The following is a 20450-nucleotide window of genomic DNA, read 5'->3' as shown; positions in this document are numbered from 1 at the left end:
TGGTTAACAAGAACTGTCGCAGGCAAAAAAATGGCGTTCACCCTGGAAGCGGATTTCCTCAGTCGGCCTGCCCGGCCTGCTTCCGAAGCCGGAAAGCGGCCTCGGGAAACCGACCGCAATGGCGCCGACTTCAGGGAAAGCCTGGCAAAGCTCGATGAAGCGGGACCTCAAGATGGGGAATCCGAAATTCCGAGCCGGACTGATGTCGGGCAGACGGCCGTCTCGGCAATTCTCATAAATCTGCCGCAGACAGCGCGCGAAGTGAACGGGTCTCCCTATGGGGAAGTGCCCGACATATCCGCGCCTGCCGGCCACACCCTGATGGCTCGCGACCCTGGATCCGAACTGGTCCCGGAAACAGTCGATGACATTCCCCTCGCCAGAGATTTCCGTGCAGCCGACATAATCAACCTCGCGGCGTCAGACACGGCAGACGAAACGCGTGCGACTCCGGCTCCCGGAAGTGCTTCGCCTGTCACCACTGAGCTTCCCGCATCCCCGGATATGGTCTTGCAGAAGGTTTCCGAGCCTGCAGCACCGCTCAACCGTGAGGCATCGACGCTTGCCGCCGATGCGACCGGCGCTTCAGGTCACACACGTAGCGAACCTGAAGTCCAGGCGACACCTGCAAACGCCGACGCGCCACTGGCCGCGTCAGTGGCGGCCCATGCCGGATCGACAGACAAGACGCAAAGCGCAGACGCGAAAGCGCCTGGCACAGGCGCCGTGGCCGCCCCTGCATCACAGCCGGCAACGCAGACGCCTGGCGGGAATACGTCCGGCCGCGAACAGTCAGGCCGTGACCAGTCCATTACACATTCGTCAGTTGCTGACAGGGAACCGGGAACTTCAACTCCACAACAAGCCGGGACCGCATCATTCTCGGACATGGTGACGACCAGCAGGCCGGCCGCCTCTCAGGATATGAGCGCCGTCGCGCAGCCTGTTGCGCTGCATGCCCAGGCCCCTCAACCGGCTGCTCCTCCAGTTTCCACGGCCTTTACACAGACGCATGCACTGATAACGGCGACGCCTGCTGAGGTCGTCGATGTGATGTCCGATTCCCTTGCAGCGCCAGAGGACAGGAAAAATCGCGTTATCGTGCAGCTCGACCCACCGGAACTGGGCCGTATTTCCATCGACTACAAATTCGATTCCCAGGGCCTTCAGCATGTGACCATCACGGGCGAATCCCCGGAAGCGATGCGGCAACTGCGCCTGATGCATTTTGAACTGGTCAACGCCCTGGAGAAGCAGGGACTGTCCAGCCAGAACATGTCCTTTCAGCAACATCAGGCCAATCAGGATCCTGGACAGCAGGGCCCCCGCAGCGGCCAGATCAGCACTGACATTGCCGAAAATCAGTCCCCGACGGGTGCTGCCCTGATCGCCTCCCAAACGTCTCAGCCCGGTTCCGGATCGAGCGGCGGACTGAACATCAAACTCTGAAAGACCTGCCCATGACCACAGTCGCACCCGTAACAAATCCAGCCGCAGGCGCCGCAACCGGGCAGACGGAGAAGCCGCAGATCGGGGAGGAGTTCAACAGCTTCCTGAAGCTCCTGACGGCTCAGCTTCGCAATCAGGACCCGTTGGCGCCGCTTGATTCGACCCAGTTTGTCGAACAGCTCGCGACATTCTCGTCGCTGGAGCAGAACGTGAAATCGAACTCAAGCCTTGATGTCATTGCCGCCAAGATGAGCGACCTTTATGCGATTGTTGCCAGCCAATGGCTTGGACAAACCGTCAAGGTCGAGTCGACCTGGGTTCCATTCTCCGATGAGGCAGTCAACTTCACCGTCGATGTTCCCGACGAGACCGACCGCGCCGTCCTGACAGTCAAGGACGATACGGGGAAAGTGGTGTGGAACGAAACACTCGACGCGGATGCGACAGGCTTCAGCTGGAATGGCAGCACACTGACAGGCGACCAGCCGGCCGCACCAGGGCTCTACCAGATGGGCATCGACCTGTATCGTGGAGACGAATATGCCGGGACAATGGCCCCCAAACTTGACCTGAACTGACGGGTATTGCGCAACGCGCCCCTTTATCTGCAACAATCAGCTGTGTCGCATCGTCCGCGATCTTCTAGAGTTGCTGCTTGGCCATATCCACAATCAGGACGTTGCGTATGCCTTCAGGGACGATCCTTTGCAGATTCATCAGCACGGTCGCGCGAATGGATTCATAGTTCTCGAGATTCGCAATCGCTTCCAGCGTACTGCCATCATTACTGAGTTCGATCAGTGTCGTCATGATATTGTCGCGGATCTTGGGCTCCATCGCGAACAGTTTCGAAGATACCCGTGAATCGATTTCGAGATTGATATTCAGGATGACCAGACTTTCGACCCGGCTTTCCCGCATGACCGGGACAACGAACTCACGCGTGAACTTGAAATAATCAACCGCGCCGGCGGTCGGGTTGCCGTGGCTGTCCGTGCCGGCATGGCTGCCCTTGGCACCATGGCTGTCTTTCGTTTCAGCAGGCTGTGATCCATGCCCGTCTGTCTTTTCGGCCGCGTGGGACTTCTCTTTCGGTGCGCTCGTGTGATCTGCAGTGCCTGACGGCGCGCCTGCCCCGTTCTTGAGGAAATTCCCGCCTATTCCACCCACTATGATGCAGACAATGACGACAATGGCAGAAATGATATTCTTCATGGAGCCCCCTAGAACGGCACGACTTTATCGAGCAGCCGCGGCACAAGCTTACGGCCGCCGGATCCTGTTGTGTCGCCCTCATTGACATATGACATGCGGGCATCGGCGATCTTCTCATACGAAACGGTATTGGTACGCGTGATGTCCTGGGCGCGTATGACCCCGGCGACACTCAGGTACCGCACCTCATGCCCAACGCGTGTTTGCTGATATCCCTGGATGACCAGGTTGCCATTGGGCTCGAGACCGACAACGCGCGCAGCGAGCGTAAAGGCTATTTTCTCCGCGCGGTTCACGGCGCCACTGCCATTCAGATTGGAATTTCGATTGAAATCGATGGCTGGAGAAACACTTGCTGAACCTGGCAGGGCGTTGTTGACCACACTCGGCAGTCCGAACAGGGCGTCGACACTGAAGTCTTCACTTGAATCCCTGCTGCGTGATAATGAGCTCTTGATGCTGGCCTGGTCGTTCATTTCGACGACAACCGTCAGCAGGTCGCCCACTTCCTTGGCGCGGCGCATACTGAGTAAGGCATTGGGAGATGTTGCCCAAAGGGATGGGTTCGGGTCTGTATTGGTTGCCAGTTCGCTCACCGGCGTCGTCCACTGGGTATAGCCGGCATGCTCCACGGGAGGGCCGGAATGATGCGAACTCGCGCAAGCTGTCAAGGCTGTTGCGAGAACTGTTGTTGAGAGCAGCATTTTCATTGCGCTAAAACCCATCCTTCTTCCTGGACAATACCCTGTACCAATTGCCGCGAATCCTGATTGAGGACGGTCACTGTCTCATTGGCACCCGCCTCGCCCATGGCACGCCCGATTGTCGTGATCTCCAGAGGTCCCCTGACGTACCTGATCGACACGACCTGGTTGCGCTTCACGAGCATGGGCGGTCTCGTATTGTCCGCCGTGATCGCTTGCCCGACATAAATCGTGCGGCGCACTTCGCGGCCCAACAAGGGGTCATTGCTGTCCGCCACCTCTCCTTCGGCAGTCGCGTTGGACGCCGAAACACGGTCGCCTGCGCGGATCACCTCGGCAGCAACCAATGACGACGCATCTGTCGCCAGCGTGATTGCGCCTAATCCGAGTACGATGAGCGAAATCATGGCGCTACCTCAACCGGGTCGTGGCAGCGAGCATCTCGTCAGATGCCGTGATCACTTTAGAGTTCAGTTCGTAGCCTCGCTGAGCTTCGATGAGATCGGAAATTTCCTTGACGACATCAACACCGGATTCTTCGAGGAATCCCTGCCGGATGAAACCTGATCCCTCCGTACCCGCCACCACCTGGGCAGGCGTTCCGGATGCAGCCGTCTCACGGAAGAGGTTATCGCCAAGCGCTTCGAGACCCTTCTCATTCACGAACCGAACCAGTTGGAGCGCTCCGATTGCCTGGCCTGCTGCCTGGTCATCGAAATAGGCGACAACTTCGCCATCCCGGCTGACCGATATGCTCCGCGCGTCGGCAGGGATCGCGATGCCATCGGCGAGTGGGTATCCATCCATTGTCACCATTTCACCATCGACACTCCGGTTGAACTTTCCATCCCGTGTGTAAGCAGAGTCACCGGATGGCAGCGTCACTTCGAAAAATCCGGCACCGTCGACCGCCAGGTCGAGTTCCGATCCTGTTTCCCGAAGTGCTCCCTGTGTGATTTCCATGGAGACCGTTGATGGTCGTACGCCCGTACCGATCTGTATGCCCGCCGGCACGGTTGTGCCGACCTGAGAGGTAATCGTGCCGGGCGTCAGGTACTGCTGGTACATCAGGTCAGAAAATTCGGCGACCCGGGGCCGGTAGGCAGCCGTACTCATGTTGGCAATGTTGTTCGAGATGACATCAACACGCAGTTGCTGTGCGGCCATGCCGGTCGCCGCGATCTGTAATGACTTCATGCTCTTCTCCTTCGTTCACTCATCGCGATTATCGTTCGCGTATTGTCGAAATGACTTGTCCGATTCTCTGGTCTTCGCGCTCAAGGATCGTCTGACCGGCTTCGTAGGCGCGTTGCACTTCGATCATGCGCGCGACCTCAAGCACGGGCGATACATTCGATTGCTCGAGCGCGCCCTGGACCACGCTGAAATCGGTCGCATTTCCAAAGCCGCCTGGTGCAGAGAAATAGGTGTTCGAGTCGCGCATCAACTCACCGTCAGGAATGACGATACCGATCTGCTCAATCAGTTCACCGTCTGCGGAAATTGTACCGTCAGCGGAGATTGTCACCTGGGTTGCTTCGGGTGGAATCTGTATGGGTCCGCCGCCAACGCCGAGAACACTGTTGCCAATCATGTCCACCAACGTGCCATCGGCGGAGAGCTGAAAATGGCCTGCGCGCGTCAGTCGGGGACCCTGAGGAGTGTCGATTGAGAAGAAGCCGTCGCCCTGCACCGCAACGTCGAACTGGCCGCCTGTCGCCTTGAGCCCGCCCTGTTCCATTTCGAAGGCATGGCCAGCCAGACCGCCCATTGAGAGCGATGTATTGCCTGAATCAGACCCCACGAGGAATTCAGCAAATATCGCCCGGTCAGTCTTGTAGCCGGTCGTGCTCGAGTTCGCGAGGTTGTTGGAGACGACCTGCATTTCCTGCATCAGGCCGTGCTGGCGGGCAAGCGAAGCGTATATGGCGTTGGACATTAGTTGCTCCCTCTGGAGGCGGGCGCAGACGCAGAGGCCGTTGCACCAAGTGTTTCCCGGACGTGCGCCATCGTCATCGGCGCCCCGGGCAATGGCGCGCCGAAAGCTGAGGGTTTCAGGCCTTTTACGCGCGCAACACGCTGGGTATGTTCTGCGCCAGTCAGCTGACTGGCCGCCGCGTATATCTGGTCGGAAACGATCCAGTGGCCTGATACGGCATCCTGCTCAATCAGCGCGAGGATTGTGTCAGGTTTCAAGGACAACCGGCTTTCGAGCGTGGCAAGCAATGGCTTGTTCTGCTCTGTGATCGCGCTTTTTGCTGCCAGCAGGGTGATGGCTTCATCGCGCGGATTATCATCAGCCAGAGCATAAACTGAGTTATAGTCATGACGGCGGAACGCAAGGGTCGCAACCTGCGCCGCAGCACTTCCCCTGGTCTCGGACTTGGCAACAAGCGTGCCCGCTATCGATCCGAATCCGAAGTGAACGGCCTGCTCCGTAGCTGCCCTGATAAGCAGGTCTTTCGACTCATGACCGTCCAGCAGGTCCGATTCACTTGCCAGCGCACTGATTGCTGCGAGGTTGCGCAGAGGGTCATCACTGCGCAGGTCACGCTGAAGGCTGGCAACGAGTTGGCGTTTCACTTCCGCCTGTGCGGCCGGGTTTTGCAGCGCCGGCATCCTGGCGAGCTCCATGATGGGCTGGTATTTCGAATGCGCGCTCAGATCCTCAAGCGCGAACTGGAGACTTGCGGCCAGTTGCCTGTCGCCATCCTGCTGACCGAACTTCTGCATCAGGTCGCTCAGGAGTATTTGCTGGTAGGCAGGATCCAGAGGGCGTTTCCGGCGCAGCATGGCTCCGAGTGCCTGTTCCTGAAACTGAGGATGCGAGAGAAAGCCGACAATCGTGCGTTCGGCAGAGGAATCCCCGCTGTCGAGCTTTACCAGCGCGTCCACGAAACGAAGCTGTGACGAGTTACCTATATCGGCTTCACTGAAGTCAGCCATGAGTTTGCGAGCGAGCGCCTTGTCGTCATTGCGCTCGAGTTCCGGAATTGCGAGCGCTGCATAGTCTATCCGCATTTGCAGCGGCAGCTTGCGAAACTCGCTCAGCGCATTCTGAAGATTCTGGAACCCGTCCGTATCGCCCGACATCATTTGAGCGAGGGCGTACCAGTGGCCCGCTTCTGGGCGGCAGGAAGCCATCTCCCGGAAGTATTCAAGATCTGGTTTTTGGCGACTGTCGAGCAGTTCGGCCAGCTTCCTGACAGGCGTCGCCTCAGGGCCTTGTATGCGCGTCAGGACCATCAGGGCCTCAGAGTAAAGGCCCAGCGCAATGTGCGTCTTTGCAAGCCCTGTGCTGGTACCCGGCGCCCCGCCCTGATCCGCTGCAGCGTCAATACTGTCGCGAACTGCATACAGTTCCTGATAGCTGCCGATCCGTTGAAGGTCCGAGAAGTCGAGCGCATAGAGCCCGGTGCAGGCACTTTCACGCGCACGCATGACGTGCGGCTTTTCCGGAACAGGTTCAGGTGGCATTGCCGCGGCGGTATCGTCAGAGAGACCTGCCCTGGCAGGCGCCGGATCTGCCGGCTTGACGGGTGTCAACAGACCTTCATCTATTGCACCACGCACGAACTGCTTGAGATCGGTCGAAAGCTCGGCATTGGGCTCGGATTGGTCGCCCACCGCCGGACCTGGCTCAACCGCCAGCATCTGGGGCGCCAGGCAGAAACCAAGCAACAGGATCCAGGGGTAACGGGTCATGCCGCTCGCTTGGCCTCCCGTATGGCCTGTTCCACTTCGTCAAAAGATGGCCGCACGCGCGAAGGGGCGTGACGCCGGGCGACTTCGACGCAGATATTCACTGGATTGAGGTACAGGTTCGAGACGAGAATTTCACCGATCATTGTGTAGAACGCATGTTCTTCGGTACGTATTCCTTTAACCTTGGTCGCAAATGGCCCGACGACCCCGTAAGCGAGAAACACGCCCAGAAATGTACCAACCAGGGCGCCGCCGATCATGCCGCCAAGAATTTCCGGCGGCTTGTCAATTGACGCCATCGTCTTGATCACACCCAGAACGGCCGCAACAATCCCGAGTGCGGGAAGCGCGTCGGCCATGTTCTGAAGTGCGTGGGAGCCGTGAAGCTTGTCTTCCTGAAGCTGCTCGAGCTGTTTCTGCAAAAGCTCCTCAACCTGATGAACATTGTCAAAGTTCATGATCATTGACCGGATGGAATCGCAAATCAGCTCGATTGCCGAATGGTCCTTCAGTATCCTGGGGTACTTGGTGAAAATGCTGGATTCCTCGGGCGTCTCGATATGGGCCTCGAGCGCAACGGGATTCTGCTTCATCAGGTTCAGGAGTTCGTGCATCAGGCACAGGATGTCCTGATAGTCGGTCTTCTTCCACTTGGCACCCTTGAAGACGGCCACAATGTCGCCCCCGGTATGTTTGACCGTGCTCATATCATTGCCTGCGAGGAATGCGCCCACTGCGGCGCCGCCGATCATCATCATTTCGAATGGCAGCGAGTGAGTGATAATACCCATCTTGCCCCCGGCAAGCAGGTAGCCACCGAAGACCATTGCCACAGTGATGATGAGGCCCAAAATAGCGTTCACTACAACAAAACTCCCTTAGCCCGGCATACCGCCGACAGCGATCTCACAACTCAACAATTTCACGGGCAAAGCTCTCTGAAATCGGCGTGTGCAGTTTGACTGCCCTCTGCCGCTTCCAGACCCCCAGCTCCCCGGTACCGATATCCACGCTGCCATTCACCGTCTCTGCGCAGAGAGACAACCGGCCCGCATCTGCGCTGGTCAGGGGAAGGACACTTCCGATTTCAAGCTGGGAGCATTCTCCGATGGTCAAGGTCATGCGATCCAGCACAGCATCGAGTGAAATCGCGGATGCCCGAACGCTTTCACTGAGCGATTTCGGGCTTTGCGAACACGCCCTGGCCTTGCGCTCCTCCAGCTGGCGCGCATGGGTGCGTGCAAACCGCTGCATGTAATCGACAAAGTAGAGCAACCTGATTTGCGAGGTCTGTCCGTCAAAAGTGAGCGAAAGTTCAACTTCCAGATAGCGGCTCGTCGCTTCGAGGCCGCCTGCCACGCCTGACGCCTCGACCTGCGGAGACTGGCTCTTCGTCACGTTATGGTCGGCCATGCCTGAAGCAAACAGGTGCCACAGCGCAATCGTCGGCTGCTCCGACAGCAATTTCAGAAACAGGGAGGAGGCCCCCTCAAGACCCGCTGCGTCCTGGTGCAGGCGCGCTGCTGCGCACTGGATCGCGCAACGCTCGTCCAGGGCAATTGCGCTTAGTCCCGGCGAGACATCGGCAGCAAAAAACAAGGTAAACGGATTCTCCGCAAGCGCGCCTGCTGCCCGGCTGCTGATAACTTTTCGACTTGAGACAATTGGCTGCGTTTCGGCGCCAAAAGCGCCACGTGCCCAGTCATCGGTCCTGGAGAGCAATTGCTCCCAGAACGCCTGCATCTGCAGAATCGACGGGGGAACTCCGGCCCCGGACTCTATCTTCTTTCGCAGAACCGAGGACACGAATCACCTTTGGTTGAAGTATTGTTAATCCCTTCCAAATGGTGTCTGACCCATTGAAAAAGCATTAACGAAGCGGGCAAATTTAAGCTTTGGCTAAGCAATGATCCTTCACGGGTCTCTGGTAGACCAGTCTCATCAGACAAGCCGGTGAGACCAATGGAAATTCAACAAGCAGCGATCGTCCAGCCGATCATCATCAAACGGCGACGTGTGGTGAAGGCTGACGGGCACCATGGCGGCGCCTGGAAGGTTGCGTATGCCGACTTTGTGACTGCGATGATGGCTTTCTTTCTGCTGATGTGGCTGCTCAACGCCACAACCGAGGAACAACGCAAGGGCCTTGCTGACTATTTCAGCCCGACAATTCCCATTTCCCGCATATCTGGCGGCGGCTCCGACGGCCTGAACGGGTCATCGATCATGACGGAAGAAACCTATGCCAAGGATGGCACTGGCGCGTCAGACCGGCACCCGAGCTCTGCCTCATTTGAAGGTAAATCCGAGATTGATGCGGCCAGGGAAAAGGCAATCTCAACAGAACTCGAAACGCTGAAGCAATCCCTGACCGAAGAAGGCAGCAAGCTTTCAGAGCATATGCTGATCAAGATGTCTGCCGAAGGCATCGTTCTGGAGATCATGGATTCTGAAGACGCGCCACTGTTCCCAGTGGGACAAAGCGTGCCGTCTGATCTGCTGTCAGACATGCTGACACTTGTCGCAGACTCATTTGCGACCTTCGAGAACGATATCAAGATCGTCGGCCACACTGACAGCCTGAGCTATCGCAACGGGGCAGGATATGACAACTGGAACCTGTCATCGGACCGCGCCAATGCGGCGCGCAAACTGCTGCTCAATTCAAGCCTCGACCCGAATCGAATTCTCGAAGTATCAGGAAAAGCCGATACAGACCCCCTGATGGTGGATGATCCGTCTGCAGCCCAAAATCGCAGGATATCAATAACAATACTGACTCGTTAAAACGCAAGGGGCAATGAGTTATCAGCTCATTAACCATCCTTACCTAGTTTCGGTTGCACTACCTTGCAGGAGCAACCGTAATGAGTATCTCGTCGTCCCTGAATGCAGGTGTCATGGGGTTGAATGTCAACGCCGCGCGCCTTTCCACCATCTCAGACAATATCGCAAACTCGTCAACCGCCGGCTACAAGCGCAGCCAGGTTGAATTCTCGAGCATGGTCTTGCAGCAACGCTCGTCTGCGTATGCGGCAGGCGGTGTCCGGGTCAATACATTCAAGGACATCGCCGCGACAGGCTCGCTGATCGATACTGGCAGCGCTACGGATATTGCTGTCGCGGGCCGCGGCCTGTTCCCGGTAACGACCGAAAGCGGCCTCAACGCAACTCCCTCCGACCGCGAACTGAAGCTTCTGCCTACGGGTTCGTTCTTTCCGGACCAGAACGGAAATCTGCGCACCCAAAGCGGCCTGTTCCTTCTCGGCTGGCCCGCCAACTCGTCCGGCGACATCGGCAATGTCAGCCGCAATAGCGGCGTGAATCTTGAGCCTGTGAATATCGCGACATCGCAGTTTACAGCCACACCGACCTCGAGAATCGATCTGGGCATCAACCTGCCGGCCGATGCAACGCTCGCGGGCTCGACCACAGGCGCGTACAATCTGCCCGTCGAATACTTTGACAATCTCGGCCGCGCCAACTCACTGACATTCGCTTTCACTCCGACCGTTCCCGGGAGCGGTGCAAGCAACCAGTGGACTGTCGATATCTATGACAGCGCAGGCGATCCTGCCGTCTCGATCGGAACCGTGGCCCTGGAATTCAGCGACGCTGCAGCATCCGGCGGTCGCATTCTCTCATCCACGGCCGGCGGCGGCGCGACTTATGACCCGGCCACCGGCAACGTGTCACTGACACTGCCACACGGGCCGGTCAGCGTTTATATCGGTCGCCCGAATGACAGCGCAGGTATAACGCAGCTCGCGGCTCCGTTCTCACCAACAGCCGTGACGAAGGATGGCGCGCCGATCGGTGACCTGAGCTCTGTCGAGATCGACGAGAACGGCTTCCTTCAGGCCGTCTATGGCACGGGTCTTCGGCGCACGCTGTATCAGATTCCGGTCGGCGATGTTCCCAACATGAACGGTTTGCGAGCAGCCGATTCTCAGGCTTTTTCCGTCTCGGCATCGAGTGGCAGCCTTTATCTCTGGGATGCGGGCTCAGGCCCGGTTGGCGGCTTGTCAGGTTACTCATTGATGGAGTCCACGACAGACATCGCCGCCGAGCTCACCGATCTGATTGAGACCCAGCGGGCCTATTCGTCGAACGCGAAGATCGTCCAGACAGTCGATGAGATGCTGCAGGAAACCACCAATCTCAAGCGTTGATCTCCAGCGACAGAAGGCATCAGCTTAAGTGTCACTATCCAGCGCCATCCATTCTGCCCGATCCGGCCTTCAGGTGACCAGCCTGAGGGCCGGTGTGGTTGCGACCAATGTCGCAAACGCATCCACGCCCGGCTATGTACGCCGATCGGTTCTGCTGTCCGAGAATATCGTTGCCGGCGGCACATCGGGCATTCGGACGGATGGTATTGCGCGCTCTCAGAACGAAGCCATTACCGCAGAGCGAAGGAACCTGACCAGCGACCTGGCCCAGGCCGACGTCTTGTCCTCGACCTGGCGCACCATCTCGTCGCGTGTTGGCGACACTGCCGACGGGGATGGCCTGTTCAAGACTTTCGCAAACTTCGAATCTGCCCTTTCCAATCTCGCGCTCACGCCTGAATCCGGCGCTGATGCGGCAGTTGTATTGAATTCAGCGAATGCGATTGTGCAGGAATTTCATGGCCTGTCGCAACTTGCCGTCAGCCTGCGTACGGAAGCTGACCGCGAAATTGCCCAGGGTCGCGACATCGTCAATTCCGCGCTCAAGACCATTGAGCAGCTGAACGGCAGGATATCGGGCATGGACCGCACGACCGGGGAAGCGGCAGCCCTTATCGATGAGCGCGGCCGGGTACTCGACACGATTTCGGAATACTTGCCTGTCAAGGCCGTGCCACGCGATTACGGCATGATCGATGTCGTCACACCCGAAGGTGTCTTCCTGCTGGCCGGCACAGCCCGGCAGCTGGAATTTGATGCATCCTCTGCTTTCGGACCCGACCAGACAATCGGAAACGGTGCGCTCTCAGGACTGTCGGTCGACGGGATACCCCTGACCCCCGGATCATCCTCCTATGGCGCCGTTTCCAGTGGATTGTTCGGCGCCCTGTTCACCCTGCGAGACCAGGATCTGCCCACATTCAGCACACAGCTGGACACGCTGGCCGGGGACCTCATAACACGGCTCTCGGACGACGCGATCGATCCAACCAAGACACCCGGTGACCCCGGACTTTTTGTCGACCCGGCTGGTTCCGGGGCGCCTGGCCTGGCAGCACGCATCTCGATCAATGCCGCGGTTGATCCGGCCCAGGGCGGCGCGACATGGCGTTTGCGGGATGGACTGGGAGCGATTGCGCAAGGGCCGACCGGTGACTCCACGATCCTCAATGCCATGCTCGGGTCTGTCAAATCGGTCAATTCCGTCAATGCGAATGGTATTCAGGGCGCTTTCTCCTCCACTGAAATGGTCGCGCAGTTTGCAACCCTGGCAGGGCAGAAGCGTGTACAGAACGAAACCGTTCTTTCCTCGATCTCGACCCAGCACACGATGCTTCGGGATGCCGAACAGGCCGAAAACGGGGTCGACATTGACGTTCAGATGCAGGAACTCATCCTGATCGAACAGGCCTATGCCGCGAACGCCCGCGTCATCGAGATTGCCGGCCAGATGATCAACCGGCTGATGGAGATCTGATATGCTGCGTATCCCGTCTTTCACCAACCTGCCGACATCCGGGCTGAGCCATGAGACTGTTGCGCTGCGGGACAAGCTGACCACGACATCCAGGGAAGCTGTGACGGGGCGCTACTCCGACCTTACGAAGCAATTGTCCGGCCGCATCAGTCACGCCATGCTGGGCCAGAAAGCGCTGGACGACCTGGCAGTCGAACGCACGCAGCTGACACTTCGCGGCAGTCGTCTCGATATCACCCAGAGCAGCCTGGCTGTCATTCAGGACCGGACGAACGGATTGTCGGCCCGCATGCAGGCAGCGATGGGGTCTGATGATCAGGGTTCAAAGGCATCTGCAGCGCGGGATTCGCGCGCCGCGCTCGAAGAGACCTTCTCCGCGCTCAACACCCGATATGGTGATCGCTACCTCTTTGCCGGTAACGCAACATCTGCCCCCCCTCTCGCGAGCCTCGAGGATCTGCTGTCAGACGTGCGCCTCATGGCCGCGACCGCTGTCGACGCCGCCGATTTTGCGGCGTCGATGGATACCTATTTCAACACGCCTGGCGGCGGGTGGCGACAGAATATCTATAGCGGAACCGAAACCTCGTCAGATCCTGATGCGGTACCAGGGACCGATCCGAGCCTGATTCAGATCGTGTCGGGCCTCGCCGTGATGGCCCTGTCTGGTCCTGACGAAACGCTCGCATTGTTTGATGGCAGCAGCCCGGCTGTCTTCGCCGCTGCTGAAACACTTCAGTCGGGGCAGACGGCCCTGACCAATCGGCGCGCGGACGTCGGCATTTCGCAAGCCCAGATCGAGCGGCGAAAGGAAGCCCTCGACATTGAGGAAACGGTCCTGACCGCAACCTTCAACGAAACGACGGCGCGCGATCAGTATGAAGCCGCATCTGAACTACGTGAGCTGGAGAGTAATCTCGAAGCATCCTATCTGCTGACATCGCGCCTGGCGAACCTCAGCCTGATGAATTATTTAAGGTAACGCCATGAAGTGGTCCGTCAGATTTATCGCCGTTCTCTCCGCTGTTCTGATCAGCCTGCCGGCACCCAGCCTGGCGCAGCCCCGCATTCGGGACATCGTTGACGTTGAAGGCGTGCGAGAGAACGATCTGGTCGGATACGGCATTGTCGTTGGCCTCAACGGCACGGGCGACTCTGTCAAAAACTCACCGTTCACCGAAGATTCCCTGTCCTACATGCTCGAACGGCTTGGCGTTAATGTGCAGGGCGAGGACATCAAGCCGAAGAACGTCGCCGCCGTGCTCGTGACAGCGACCTTCCCCTCGTTTGCCCGCAATGGGTCGACAATCGACGTTACTGTGGCGTCCATAGGCGATGCCAAAAGCCTGGAGGGCGGGACACTGATCCTGACCCCGATGAAAGGCGCCGACAATGAAGTCTATGCTGTCGCGCAGGGCAGCATCGTGGTGAGCGGAATCAACGTACAGGCGGCCGGCGCCAGCGTTTCACGCGGGTCTCCCACGACAGGTGGTGTACCCAACGGCGCGCGCATCGAACGCGAGATCAACTATGCCTTCAATCAGCGCGACTCCGTTACACTGGCCTTGCGAAATCCCGACTTCACAACCGCGGCACGCATCGAGGACACCATCAATAGCGCGGTCGGTGCAAATATCGCGTCCATGCGCGATTCAGGCACGGTCGATCTTGATCTGCATACGATATCGGATTCTCCGGCACGCGTGCTTGCAAGCATCGAGAACCTGCTTGTCACAGTGGCGACCCCGGCGCGCATCGTGATTGATGAAAAATCCGGAACAATCGTGCTGGGCGAAGACGTCACGATTTCCAAGGTCGCCATTGCGCAGGGCAACATCTCAATCAAGATTGTCGAGTCCCCCGTCGTGTCCCAGCCGAACCCGTTCTCATCAGGCGAAACGGTCACCCTCCCCCGCTCCCAGATCACGATAGGCCAGACAGGCAGCGGCAACATTGCGGTGATGGAACCCAATGTATCACTGTCGCAGCTTATTGCAGGGCTGAACGCGCTGGGCGTGTCGCCCCAGGAGATGGCCGATATCATTCGCGCGATGAAGGCTGCCGGCGCCATCCACGCTGAGCTGGTTGTTCGCTAGGGCGGCGCGCCGAAAATCAGACCCGGTTTTCGGGGATACGCCGCGACCAATGGGAAATTCCGGATCAGAGTGCTGATTGCTGAATCGGCACTCTGATCCGGTCAACGCGCCATGGAGCGTCGTTCGCAAACCAGCTATTCTTCCTCAGGCTTGACGAGTTCGATAAGCCCCCGGCGCTTCAGTGACATCAGCGATGACAGGAAGTCCCGCTGGACAGCTTCTGCCTGAGCCGGTGTGAGGTCCTTTGCATCGGTCAACTCGTCCCGGAGCTTGTCTGCCAGGCGTGCCGAAATGTTGCCCAGAAGGAATTCGGACACCTCGGCATAGCTGCCCCTGAGGCTGACGAGCAGCTTGATCGTTGTCTCTTCGTCCATTTCGCGGAAGGCAACCGGTACAGCCGTTACAGGCAGTATCGTCGGCAGGCCTTCCATCGTGAACATGGATTGCTGGATCAGCTTCAGCTTGCTCTCGTGCTGCGACTCCAGGAACTTCATCAACGACTCGCGCTTTTCGGCAGGAATCAGGCTGAGCAGCTCGCCAATTTCAGTCAGATGCTCGCTGTCCTCTTCGAGCCCGCCCTGCTCGGCGTTCAGGAATTCCATCTCGATCATCCGGGCCAGCACCCGATCGATCCCCGGATCGTGTGTCTGACCCTCAACCATGAAGCCGATGGTCGCATCCAGTTTATCGCCGTTCATGTGCCCGAGCACTTCGGACGCAATTGAGACGTCAAGCTTTCGCAGGATGAGCGCGATGATGTTCGGGGTCAGGCCATCGAGATAGTGTGCAATCTGCCTGGGTTCTTTTTTTGCCAGACGCACCCATGGGTTTTCAGTCGAGGCCTCCGGAGCCGTCTCTGAAGGTCCGCCGGGTATTTCCTCTCCCATGACGGCTGCGAGGCGCTCGGCATCCAGAAGGCTGGAGAGGACTTCGCGGGCCTTTTCGCGGCCACCGCGCATGGCACCATTCGATTTGCGAAGATGAGTCAGGAAATCAACGATAATGCCGACCATCTCATCACGCGCGATAAAGGAGATATCCTGCAGGGCTGTCGCCACCTTCGCCAGGGCCGCATCGTCCAGCTTCTCGACAATGGGCTTTGCAGCACTCTCGCCAAGCAAGGCAATGATGACCGCCACGCGCTGTGACGGCGTGATCGTAGACCCCTTTGCGGCGGGGCGCGTCTGCGCTGATCCCAGAGGGACAATTCTGGCTGCGGCCAGATCGGGTTTGGGTTGCGCGCTCATCCGGAATATCCTCTCAGCACCGCTTCAGTAATCTTCAGCCAACCATCTGCCAAAATGAAGAACCCAAGCTTAAAGGGCAGGGAAACGACTGTCGGCGGCACCATCATCATGCCAACGGCCATGAGCACGGATGCAACGACCAGGTCAATTACCATGAATGGCAGGAAGATCACAAAGCCGATCTGGAATGCGTGCTTGATTTCCGAGAGCATGAATGCGGTTGCAAGAAGCGAGAAGGACGGCGCCTCCCCTTCCGCCACTGGCCTGTTCACCGCATCGCCAAGCACGGCAATCGTTTCGGGCTCGACGCGCCGCATCATGAATTCGCGAAACGGATCCGTGGTCTGCACCCAGGCCTGCTCCTCACTCAGGACGCCGTCCATGTAAGGCGAGATTCCGGTCTCCCAGGCGGTCATGAAGACCGGTTCCATGATGAAGAAGGTCAGAAACATGGCCAGTGCCATGATCATCATGTTCGGAGGCGCCTGGGGCACACCGATCGCCTGGCGCATGAAAGAGAATACGATGACCATGAATGGCAGACACGTCACCATCATCGCAATGGCGGGCACCAGGCTCAGCACGGACACAAGCAGGAACAGCTGAATCGTCGAACGGCTCAGGCCACCGCCTGCGCCGTCCAGAACGCTGTTAAGGCCCTGGGCCGCTTCAGGAGGCACACCCTGGGCATAGGCGGCAGAGGCCGTACACAGGCCGGCCAGAATCAGAAATGTCAGAACACGGGCTGTGCCGCCAAGCCTAGCCAAGGGCATCACTGGCCTGCTCTGCAATCTCGGTGATCTTCACACCGAGGGTCCCGTCTTCCGTTTCGACGAGTTCGCCCCGCGCAATGATCTTGTTGTCTATGGCAAGGTCTACCGGATCATCTATGCGTGACGTCAGTGGCACAATGGATTCCGGGCGCAGTTCCAGTATCTCCGAAACACTGAGCCGTGCCTGGCCAATGGAGACGGTGACGGTGACGGGCACGTTGAAAATCGAGCGCCGGTACTTGTTGGAGCTGGAAGGCTCGCGGCGATCCGTCTCGGCGACCGGTTGAACAGCTTCTTCGGGGTTGGCCATAATATTACTCTTCAATCGTGGTTTGGGGTGAATCCAGCTGGGCAAGGCACGCCTTCAGAAGGCCGTCAAAATCGAACGTCAGTCCGCCGGTCTCCCATGACACCCGCACCTCGGCGTCGTCATCTTCACCGGCCGGCACCACGGCGCAGCGATCCGCGAGGCCTGGCATATGCTCAACGGCGGCGCGCAGCTTTTCGAGCAGCGCTGGCTGCGCGCGAATTTCGACCGCAGGCGCAGATGACGGCACCATGACTGGCAGGTGACGGCCTATTTCATCCGCAAGGAAAAGCCGCGAAAGTTCCGGGAACAGTTTCGCGGAGATTGCCTGCGTGACGCGAACCGCATCCTCGCGCGATTCCCGTTCGATCCGGTCGATCGCGCCGGACATTGCCGACAGCATGATCTCGATCTCGGCAAATTCCGGGGCACGGCCGGGCGTGTTATCAGCTGGATCCGCAACAGCCGGTTCCGGGTCGCTCGACACCGGCGCACGCGGCATGTCACGGGCCTGGCTGGCCTTGTCATCATCAACCGGCATCTGACCCAGCAGCAGGCGTAGCTGGCTGGAACTCGGACGGGCTGCGTCGCCGTCAAATCTCGGCAGGCTGGACAGGAAGGCCTCACTCATTCACGGCCGCCTTCCGGTCTTCATTCAGCCATTCCTGGAGAATTGCAGCTGCATCATCCTGGCGCCCCATCGTATAGTCCTTCAACGACACGAATGGATCAGGTGATCCGCCGCCTTCGATCGCAAAGATATCATCTCCGGCAGCGGATCCATCCTGCGCGGCGCCCTTCTGACTCAGCAGTGGCCGGATGACGCCAAAGGCCAGCACGATGACCACGAGACTCATGACAAGGATTTTGATCCCCGACCAGAGGTAGCGCTCGGTCAGTTGCTGCATCATGCCTGGAGCTGCAACCATTTCCGTGACGACAGGCGCCTGGAATGGCATGATCTCGACGGTCAGGTCGTCGCCGCGGCTCGTGTCGAGGCCTGCAGCCGAGGCAATCAGCTGCTTGAAGTCGGCAACCATCTGATCGGTCAGCGCAGCCGCATCGGTCGCAGCCGGATCAATGCCGAGAACCTGGTCATTCAGAAGCACCGCAATCGAGATGCGCTCGACCGCGCCTGGCAGCTTTTCTGTCTGGGTGCGTGTTTCATTGATCTCATATGTCACATTTTCCGACGAATTCCGCGCGGTACTGGTCGAAGCCCCACCCGGCTCCTCATTGGCCTGAGGCAGGTTGCTGGCGGCCGTGATGCCGGCAGCCGTCCCGCCACTTGATTCACTGACATCGCCGCTGGACCGGTTCCGGACAACCCGCGAATCGGGATCAAACATGACGGCCGAGGTCGTCTGGCGCTCGTGGCTGACATCAACCGAGACAGAGACGCGTGCATTGTTCAGTCCGACACGCGCTTCCAGCAAACGGAGAATCTTGTCTTCGAGCAGGGCCTCCTGTGTCTCAGCCTTTGCATTCGGTTGATTGGCAGATGCTATTCCGGGCCCTGCGAGGATGCCTTTTTGCGAGTCGATGACCGCGACTTCATCGGGGTTAAGACCGGAGACTGCGAGCGCCACGAGATACTGAATGGCCTGCGCCTGGCCACCCGAAAGATCGTGTGTTGAAGCAAGGGTAACTGACGCGGTCTGCTTGGGCTCGGAGCGCGCGAATCCCGAACGCAGGCTGGCGCCGATGTGCACGCGGACGGACTGAACACCCGGGATGGCCAGAATGGTGCGGGTCAGTTCGCCTTCCTTGGCACGCCAGTAGGCGGCGTTGTACATCTCGGATGTCACCGAGAATCCATTGACTTCATCGAGCAGCTCATACCCTTGAACCGACTGCTGTGGCAGACCCGCTTTTGCGAGCGAGAACCTGACAGAATCCCGGTCGTTCTGGGCAACAAAAATCGCATCGCCACGGATTTCATATCTGGCGCCGCGCTTTTCCAGCTCTTCGATGATTTCGCCTGTGTGTGCAGGTTCCAGTCCTGAATACAACAGCGCCATGGGTTGCTCGACTGCCCCCCTCACGAGAAAGGTCATCGCCAGCGCCACACCGAGCACGGCGAACGCGAGCATCAGTTGCCGCTGCAAGGGCAGCGCTCTCAAAGTGGCGGTAAAACTCATGACCCGGCAATTCCGTTTACGGCAGCATTACTGCAATGGTTAAAATTATGCGGGTAATTGTTAACGGTTCCTTTACCCCACATTTGTTTAACGTGGATTAAGGGATTTAATGGGCGGGTTAGTTTCAGATGGCTGCGGGCAAGAGCAAAAAAGCCGGCAAGAATGCGTCGGCAGACTCCGAAGCCGGCACGGCGAATGCCGATGCAAAGGCGGGTGGCGGCATGCTGGGCATTGCCCTTCTGGCCGTCGGCGCACTCGCCAGCTCGTTTGCGACTGTTTTCTTCCTGACGCCAGCGACGGTCCCTGAGGCCCCCGTGTGCGAAACGACCGAATCAGCTATAAGCACCGAGGCAGCCGTCCGGGAGAATCAGTCTTATGTCGAGCTGCGCGATATCCTCATTACGATCGGAAGCGCCCCGGCGACACGTTATCTCAAGATGAAAGTCGCAATCATCAGCGACAGTGGTGATGTGCTGGCCGTCCAGGACGCCGAACCTGTCCTGATAGACGCCTTCACCAACTATCTGCGCTCCGTCGAGCTGAGCGATTTCGAGAACCCCGGCTTCTACTCGCATATGCGCGACCAGCTGGACCGTCGATCGCAGCTGGTACTTGGCGGCGGCGTTTCCGACGGCGTCCTGATTACCGAATTTCTGTTGAGATAAGACAATGAATTTTGAACCGACAGATTTTGCCATTGTGCTCGTGTCGCTCGCGGCCTGTGTGTACTGTTTCGTACTCAACAGACGCCTGAAGGCCCTGCAGAATACCAAGGACGGTCTTGGCGCAACCATTATGGCGATGTCGAAAACCATTGCCGCAATGTCGAGTTCAACACAGGAAACCCGGTCCCATGTCGGTGAAATGGCGATCCGGTTGTCGAGCCTTCTCGAAGAGGCCAACCGAACCTGCGAGCGGCTGGAAAATCTCCAGACATCGCTGGAGGGCACCCAGCAAAACGCCGTTGATCAGGTTACCGCAACGCAAACCGAACTCGGCATCATGATGCGCATCATCCTCGATCAGTCCAAGACCCGTATCATGGAGATGACAAAGCTGATGCAGCGATTGCGCGATCTGACGGATGCGGCGGGTGAAATTCCCGACACGGCCGCGCCATATCAGGCAAGGCAAAAAGCTGCGACGCGCCGGGTGGGTTAGCGA

At 58.5% G+C, this 20450-nt stretch carries 22 protein-coding genes; 9 read left to right on the top strand and 13 right to left on the bottom strand.

Translation table 11 applies throughout. The features are described 5' to 3' along the window. Positions 1 to 30: 30 nt before the first annotated feature. Together ACQ66M_RS08595 and ACQ66M_RS08590 are read left to right on the top strand one after the other, a co-directional pair. Entirely contained in the window at positions 31 to 1449 is a 1419-nt protein-coding gene (locus ACQ66M_RS08595) for a flagellar hook-length control protein FliK (protein ID WP_430403201.1), read from the top strand. Between the two features lie 11 nt (positions 1450 to 1460). Continuing rightward, the gene (locus ACQ66M_RS08590) at positions 1461 to 2027 is read left to right on the top strand and encodes a flagellar hook assembly protein FlgD (RefSeq protein WP_430403199.1); all 567 of its coding nucleotides are present in this window, start codon (positions 1461 to 1463) and stop codon (positions 2025 to 2027) included. A gap of 64 nt (positions 2028 to 2091) precedes the next feature. Here ACQ66M_RS08590 and ACQ66M_RS08585 read toward each other — a convergent pair whose 3' ends face one another. Genes ACQ66M_RS08585 through ACQ66M_RS08550 form a run of 8 tightly spaced genes read right to left on the bottom strand, consistent with a single transcriptional unit; the run spans position 2092 to position 8672 of the window. Further along, a complete protein-coding gene (locus ACQ66M_RS08585; RefSeq protein WP_430403197.1) occupies positions 2092 to 2664 on the bottom strand; it encodes a flagellar basal body-associated FliL family protein in 573 nt (190 codons plus the stop codon). 8 nt (positions 2665 to 2672) lie between these two features. Beyond that, positions 2673 to 3368: a flagellar basal body L-ring protein FlgH gene (locus ACQ66M_RS08580; RefSeq protein ID WP_430403195.1), complete on the bottom strand. Its 696-nt coding sequence runs from the start codon at positions 3366 to 3368 to the stop codon at positions 2673 to 2675. A gap of 2 nt (positions 3369 to 3370) precedes the next feature. Then, positions 3371 to 3775 carry a flagellar basal body P-ring formation chaperone FlgA gene (flgA, locus tag ACQ66M_RS08575; protein WP_430403193.1) on the bottom strand — a complete coding sequence of 135 codons (405 nt, stop codon included), beginning with the start codon at positions 3773 to 3775 and terminating at the stop codon, positions 3371 to 3373. A 4-nt stretch (positions 3776 to 3779) separates the two neighbouring features. Continuing rightward, complete coding sequence (flgG, locus tag ACQ66M_RS08570) at positions 3780 to 4565, bottom strand: flagellar basal-body rod protein FlgG (RefSeq protein WP_350173638.1); 786 nt, start codon at positions 4563 to 4565, stop codon at positions 3780 to 3782. A 28-nt stretch (positions 4566 to 4593) separates the two neighbouring features. Then, complete coding sequence (locus ACQ66M_RS08565) at positions 4594 to 5307, bottom strand: flagellar hook-basal body complex protein (RefSeq protein WP_350173636.1); 714 nt, start codon at positions 5305 to 5307, stop codon at positions 4594 to 4596. Beyond that, the gene (locus ACQ66M_RS08560; protein WP_430403191.1) at positions 5307 to 7073 is read right to left on the bottom strand and encodes a hypothetical protein; all 1767 of its coding nucleotides are present in this window, start codon (positions 7071 to 7073) and stop codon (positions 5307 to 5309) included. The genes ACQ66M_RS08565 and ACQ66M_RS08560 overlap by 1 nt, the downstream gene beginning before the upstream one ends. After that, a complete protein-coding gene (gene motA / locus ACQ66M_RS08555) occupies positions 7070 to 7936 on the bottom strand; it encodes a flagellar motor stator protein MotA (protein ID WP_350173632.1) in 867 nt (288 codons plus the stop codon). The genes ACQ66M_RS08560 and motA overlap by 4 nt, the downstream gene beginning before the upstream one ends. Positions 7937 to 7979: 43 nt before the next feature. Beyond that, positions 7980 to 8672: a FliM/FliN family flagellar motor C-terminal domain-containing protein gene (locus ACQ66M_RS08550; protein WP_430403189.1), complete on the bottom strand. Its 693-nt coding sequence runs from the start codon at positions 8670 to 8672 to the stop codon at positions 7980 to 7982. A 363-nt stretch (positions 8673 to 9035) separates the two neighbouring features. On the opposite strand from ACQ66M_RS08550, the gene ACQ66M_RS08545 reads away from it, so the two are divergent. From ACQ66M_RS08545 to ACQ66M_RS08525, 5 genes are all read left to right on the top strand, one after another. Further along, positions 9036 to 9860, top strand: coding sequence for a flagellar motor protein MotB (locus ACQ66M_RS08545; protein ID WP_350173628.1), 825 nt, complete (start codon positions 9036 to 9038; stop codon positions 9858 to 9860). 80 nt (positions 9861 to 9940) lie between these two features. Then, the gene (locus ACQ66M_RS08540) at positions 9941 to 11245 is read left to right on the top strand and encodes a flagellar hook protein FlgE (protein WP_430403187.1); all 1305 of its coding nucleotides are present in this window, start codon (positions 9941 to 9943) and stop codon (positions 11243 to 11245) included. Between the two features lie 28 nt (positions 11246 to 11273). Next, complete coding sequence (flgK, locus tag ACQ66M_RS08535; protein ID WP_430403185.1) at positions 11274 to 12722, top strand: flagellar hook-associated protein FlgK; 1449 nt, start codon at positions 11274 to 11276, stop codon at positions 12720 to 12722. A gap of 1 nt (position 12723) precedes the next feature. Continuing rightward, positions 12724 to 13704: a flagellin gene (locus tag ACQ66M_RS08530; RefSeq protein ID WP_430403183.1), complete on the top strand. Its 981-nt coding sequence runs from the start codon at positions 12724 to 12726 to the stop codon at positions 13702 to 13704. Between the two features lie 4 nt (positions 13705 to 13708). Further along, on the top strand, positions 13709 to 14818 hold the full coding sequence (locus ACQ66M_RS08525) for a flagellar basal body P-ring protein FlgI (protein ID WP_350173620.1): 1110 nt from the start codon (positions 13709 to 13711) through the stop codon (positions 14816 to 14818). A gap of 134 nt (positions 14819 to 14952) precedes the next feature. Here the strand turns inward: ACQ66M_RS08525 and ACQ66M_RS08520 are convergent, their stop codons facing one another. From ACQ66M_RS08520 to fliF, 5 genes are read right to left on the bottom strand one after another with little or no spacing between them, the layout of a single operon-like run. Next, a complete protein-coding gene (locus tag ACQ66M_RS08520) occupies positions 14953 to 16065 on the bottom strand; it encodes a FliG C-terminal domain-containing protein (RefSeq protein ID WP_430403181.1) in 1113 nt (370 codons plus the stop codon). Beyond that, on the bottom strand, positions 16062 to 16838 hold the full coding sequence (locus ACQ66M_RS08515) for a flagellar type III secretion system pore protein FliP (protein ID WP_350173616.1): 777 nt from the start codon (positions 16836 to 16838) through the stop codon (positions 16062 to 16064). The genes ACQ66M_RS08520 and ACQ66M_RS08515 overlap by 4 nt, the downstream gene beginning before the upstream one ends. After that, a complete protein-coding gene (locus tag ACQ66M_RS08510; protein ID WP_350173614.1) occupies positions 16825 to 17148 on the bottom strand; it encodes a FliM/FliN family flagellar motor switch protein in 324 nt (107 codons plus the stop codon). The genes ACQ66M_RS08515 and ACQ66M_RS08510 overlap by 14 nt, the downstream gene beginning before the upstream one ends. A gap of 4 nt (positions 17149 to 17152) precedes the next feature. Continuing rightward, on the bottom strand, positions 17153 to 17776 hold the full coding sequence (locus ACQ66M_RS08505) for a hypothetical protein (protein WP_430403179.1): 624 nt from the start codon (positions 17774 to 17776) through the stop codon (positions 17153 to 17155). Beyond that, positions 17769 to 19286: a flagellar basal-body MS-ring/collar protein FliF gene (fliF, locus tag ACQ66M_RS08500; protein WP_430403177.1), complete on the bottom strand. Its 1518-nt coding sequence runs from the start codon at positions 19284 to 19286 to the stop codon at positions 17769 to 17771. Before fliF ends, ACQ66M_RS08505 begins: the two co-directional genes overlap by 8 nt. 128 nt (positions 19287 to 19414) lie before the next feature. Between fliF and ACQ66M_RS08495 the strand changes: the two genes are divergently transcribed. Together ACQ66M_RS08495 and ACQ66M_RS08490 are read left to right on the top strand one after the other, a co-directional pair. Next, positions 19415 to 19951 carry a flagellar basal body-associated FliL family protein gene (locus ACQ66M_RS08495; RefSeq protein WP_430403176.1) on the top strand — a complete coding sequence of 179 codons (537 nt, stop codon included), beginning with the start codon at positions 19415 to 19417 and terminating at the stop codon, positions 19949 to 19951. Between the two features lie 4 nt (positions 19952 to 19955). Beyond that, a complete protein-coding gene (locus ACQ66M_RS08490) occupies positions 19956 to 20447 on the top strand; it encodes a hypothetical protein (RefSeq protein ID WP_430403174.1) in 492 nt (163 codons plus the stop codon). Positions 20448 to 20450 lie beyond the last annotated feature (3 nt).

This window comes from Hyphomonas sp., from assembly GCF_965284475.1.
In the GTDB taxonomy this organism is placed as follows: domain Bacteria; phylum Pseudomonadota; class Alphaproteobacteria; order Caulobacterales; family Hyphomonadaceae; genus Hyphomonas.
This window is presented reverse-complemented; position numbering and strand designations above follow the sequence as displayed.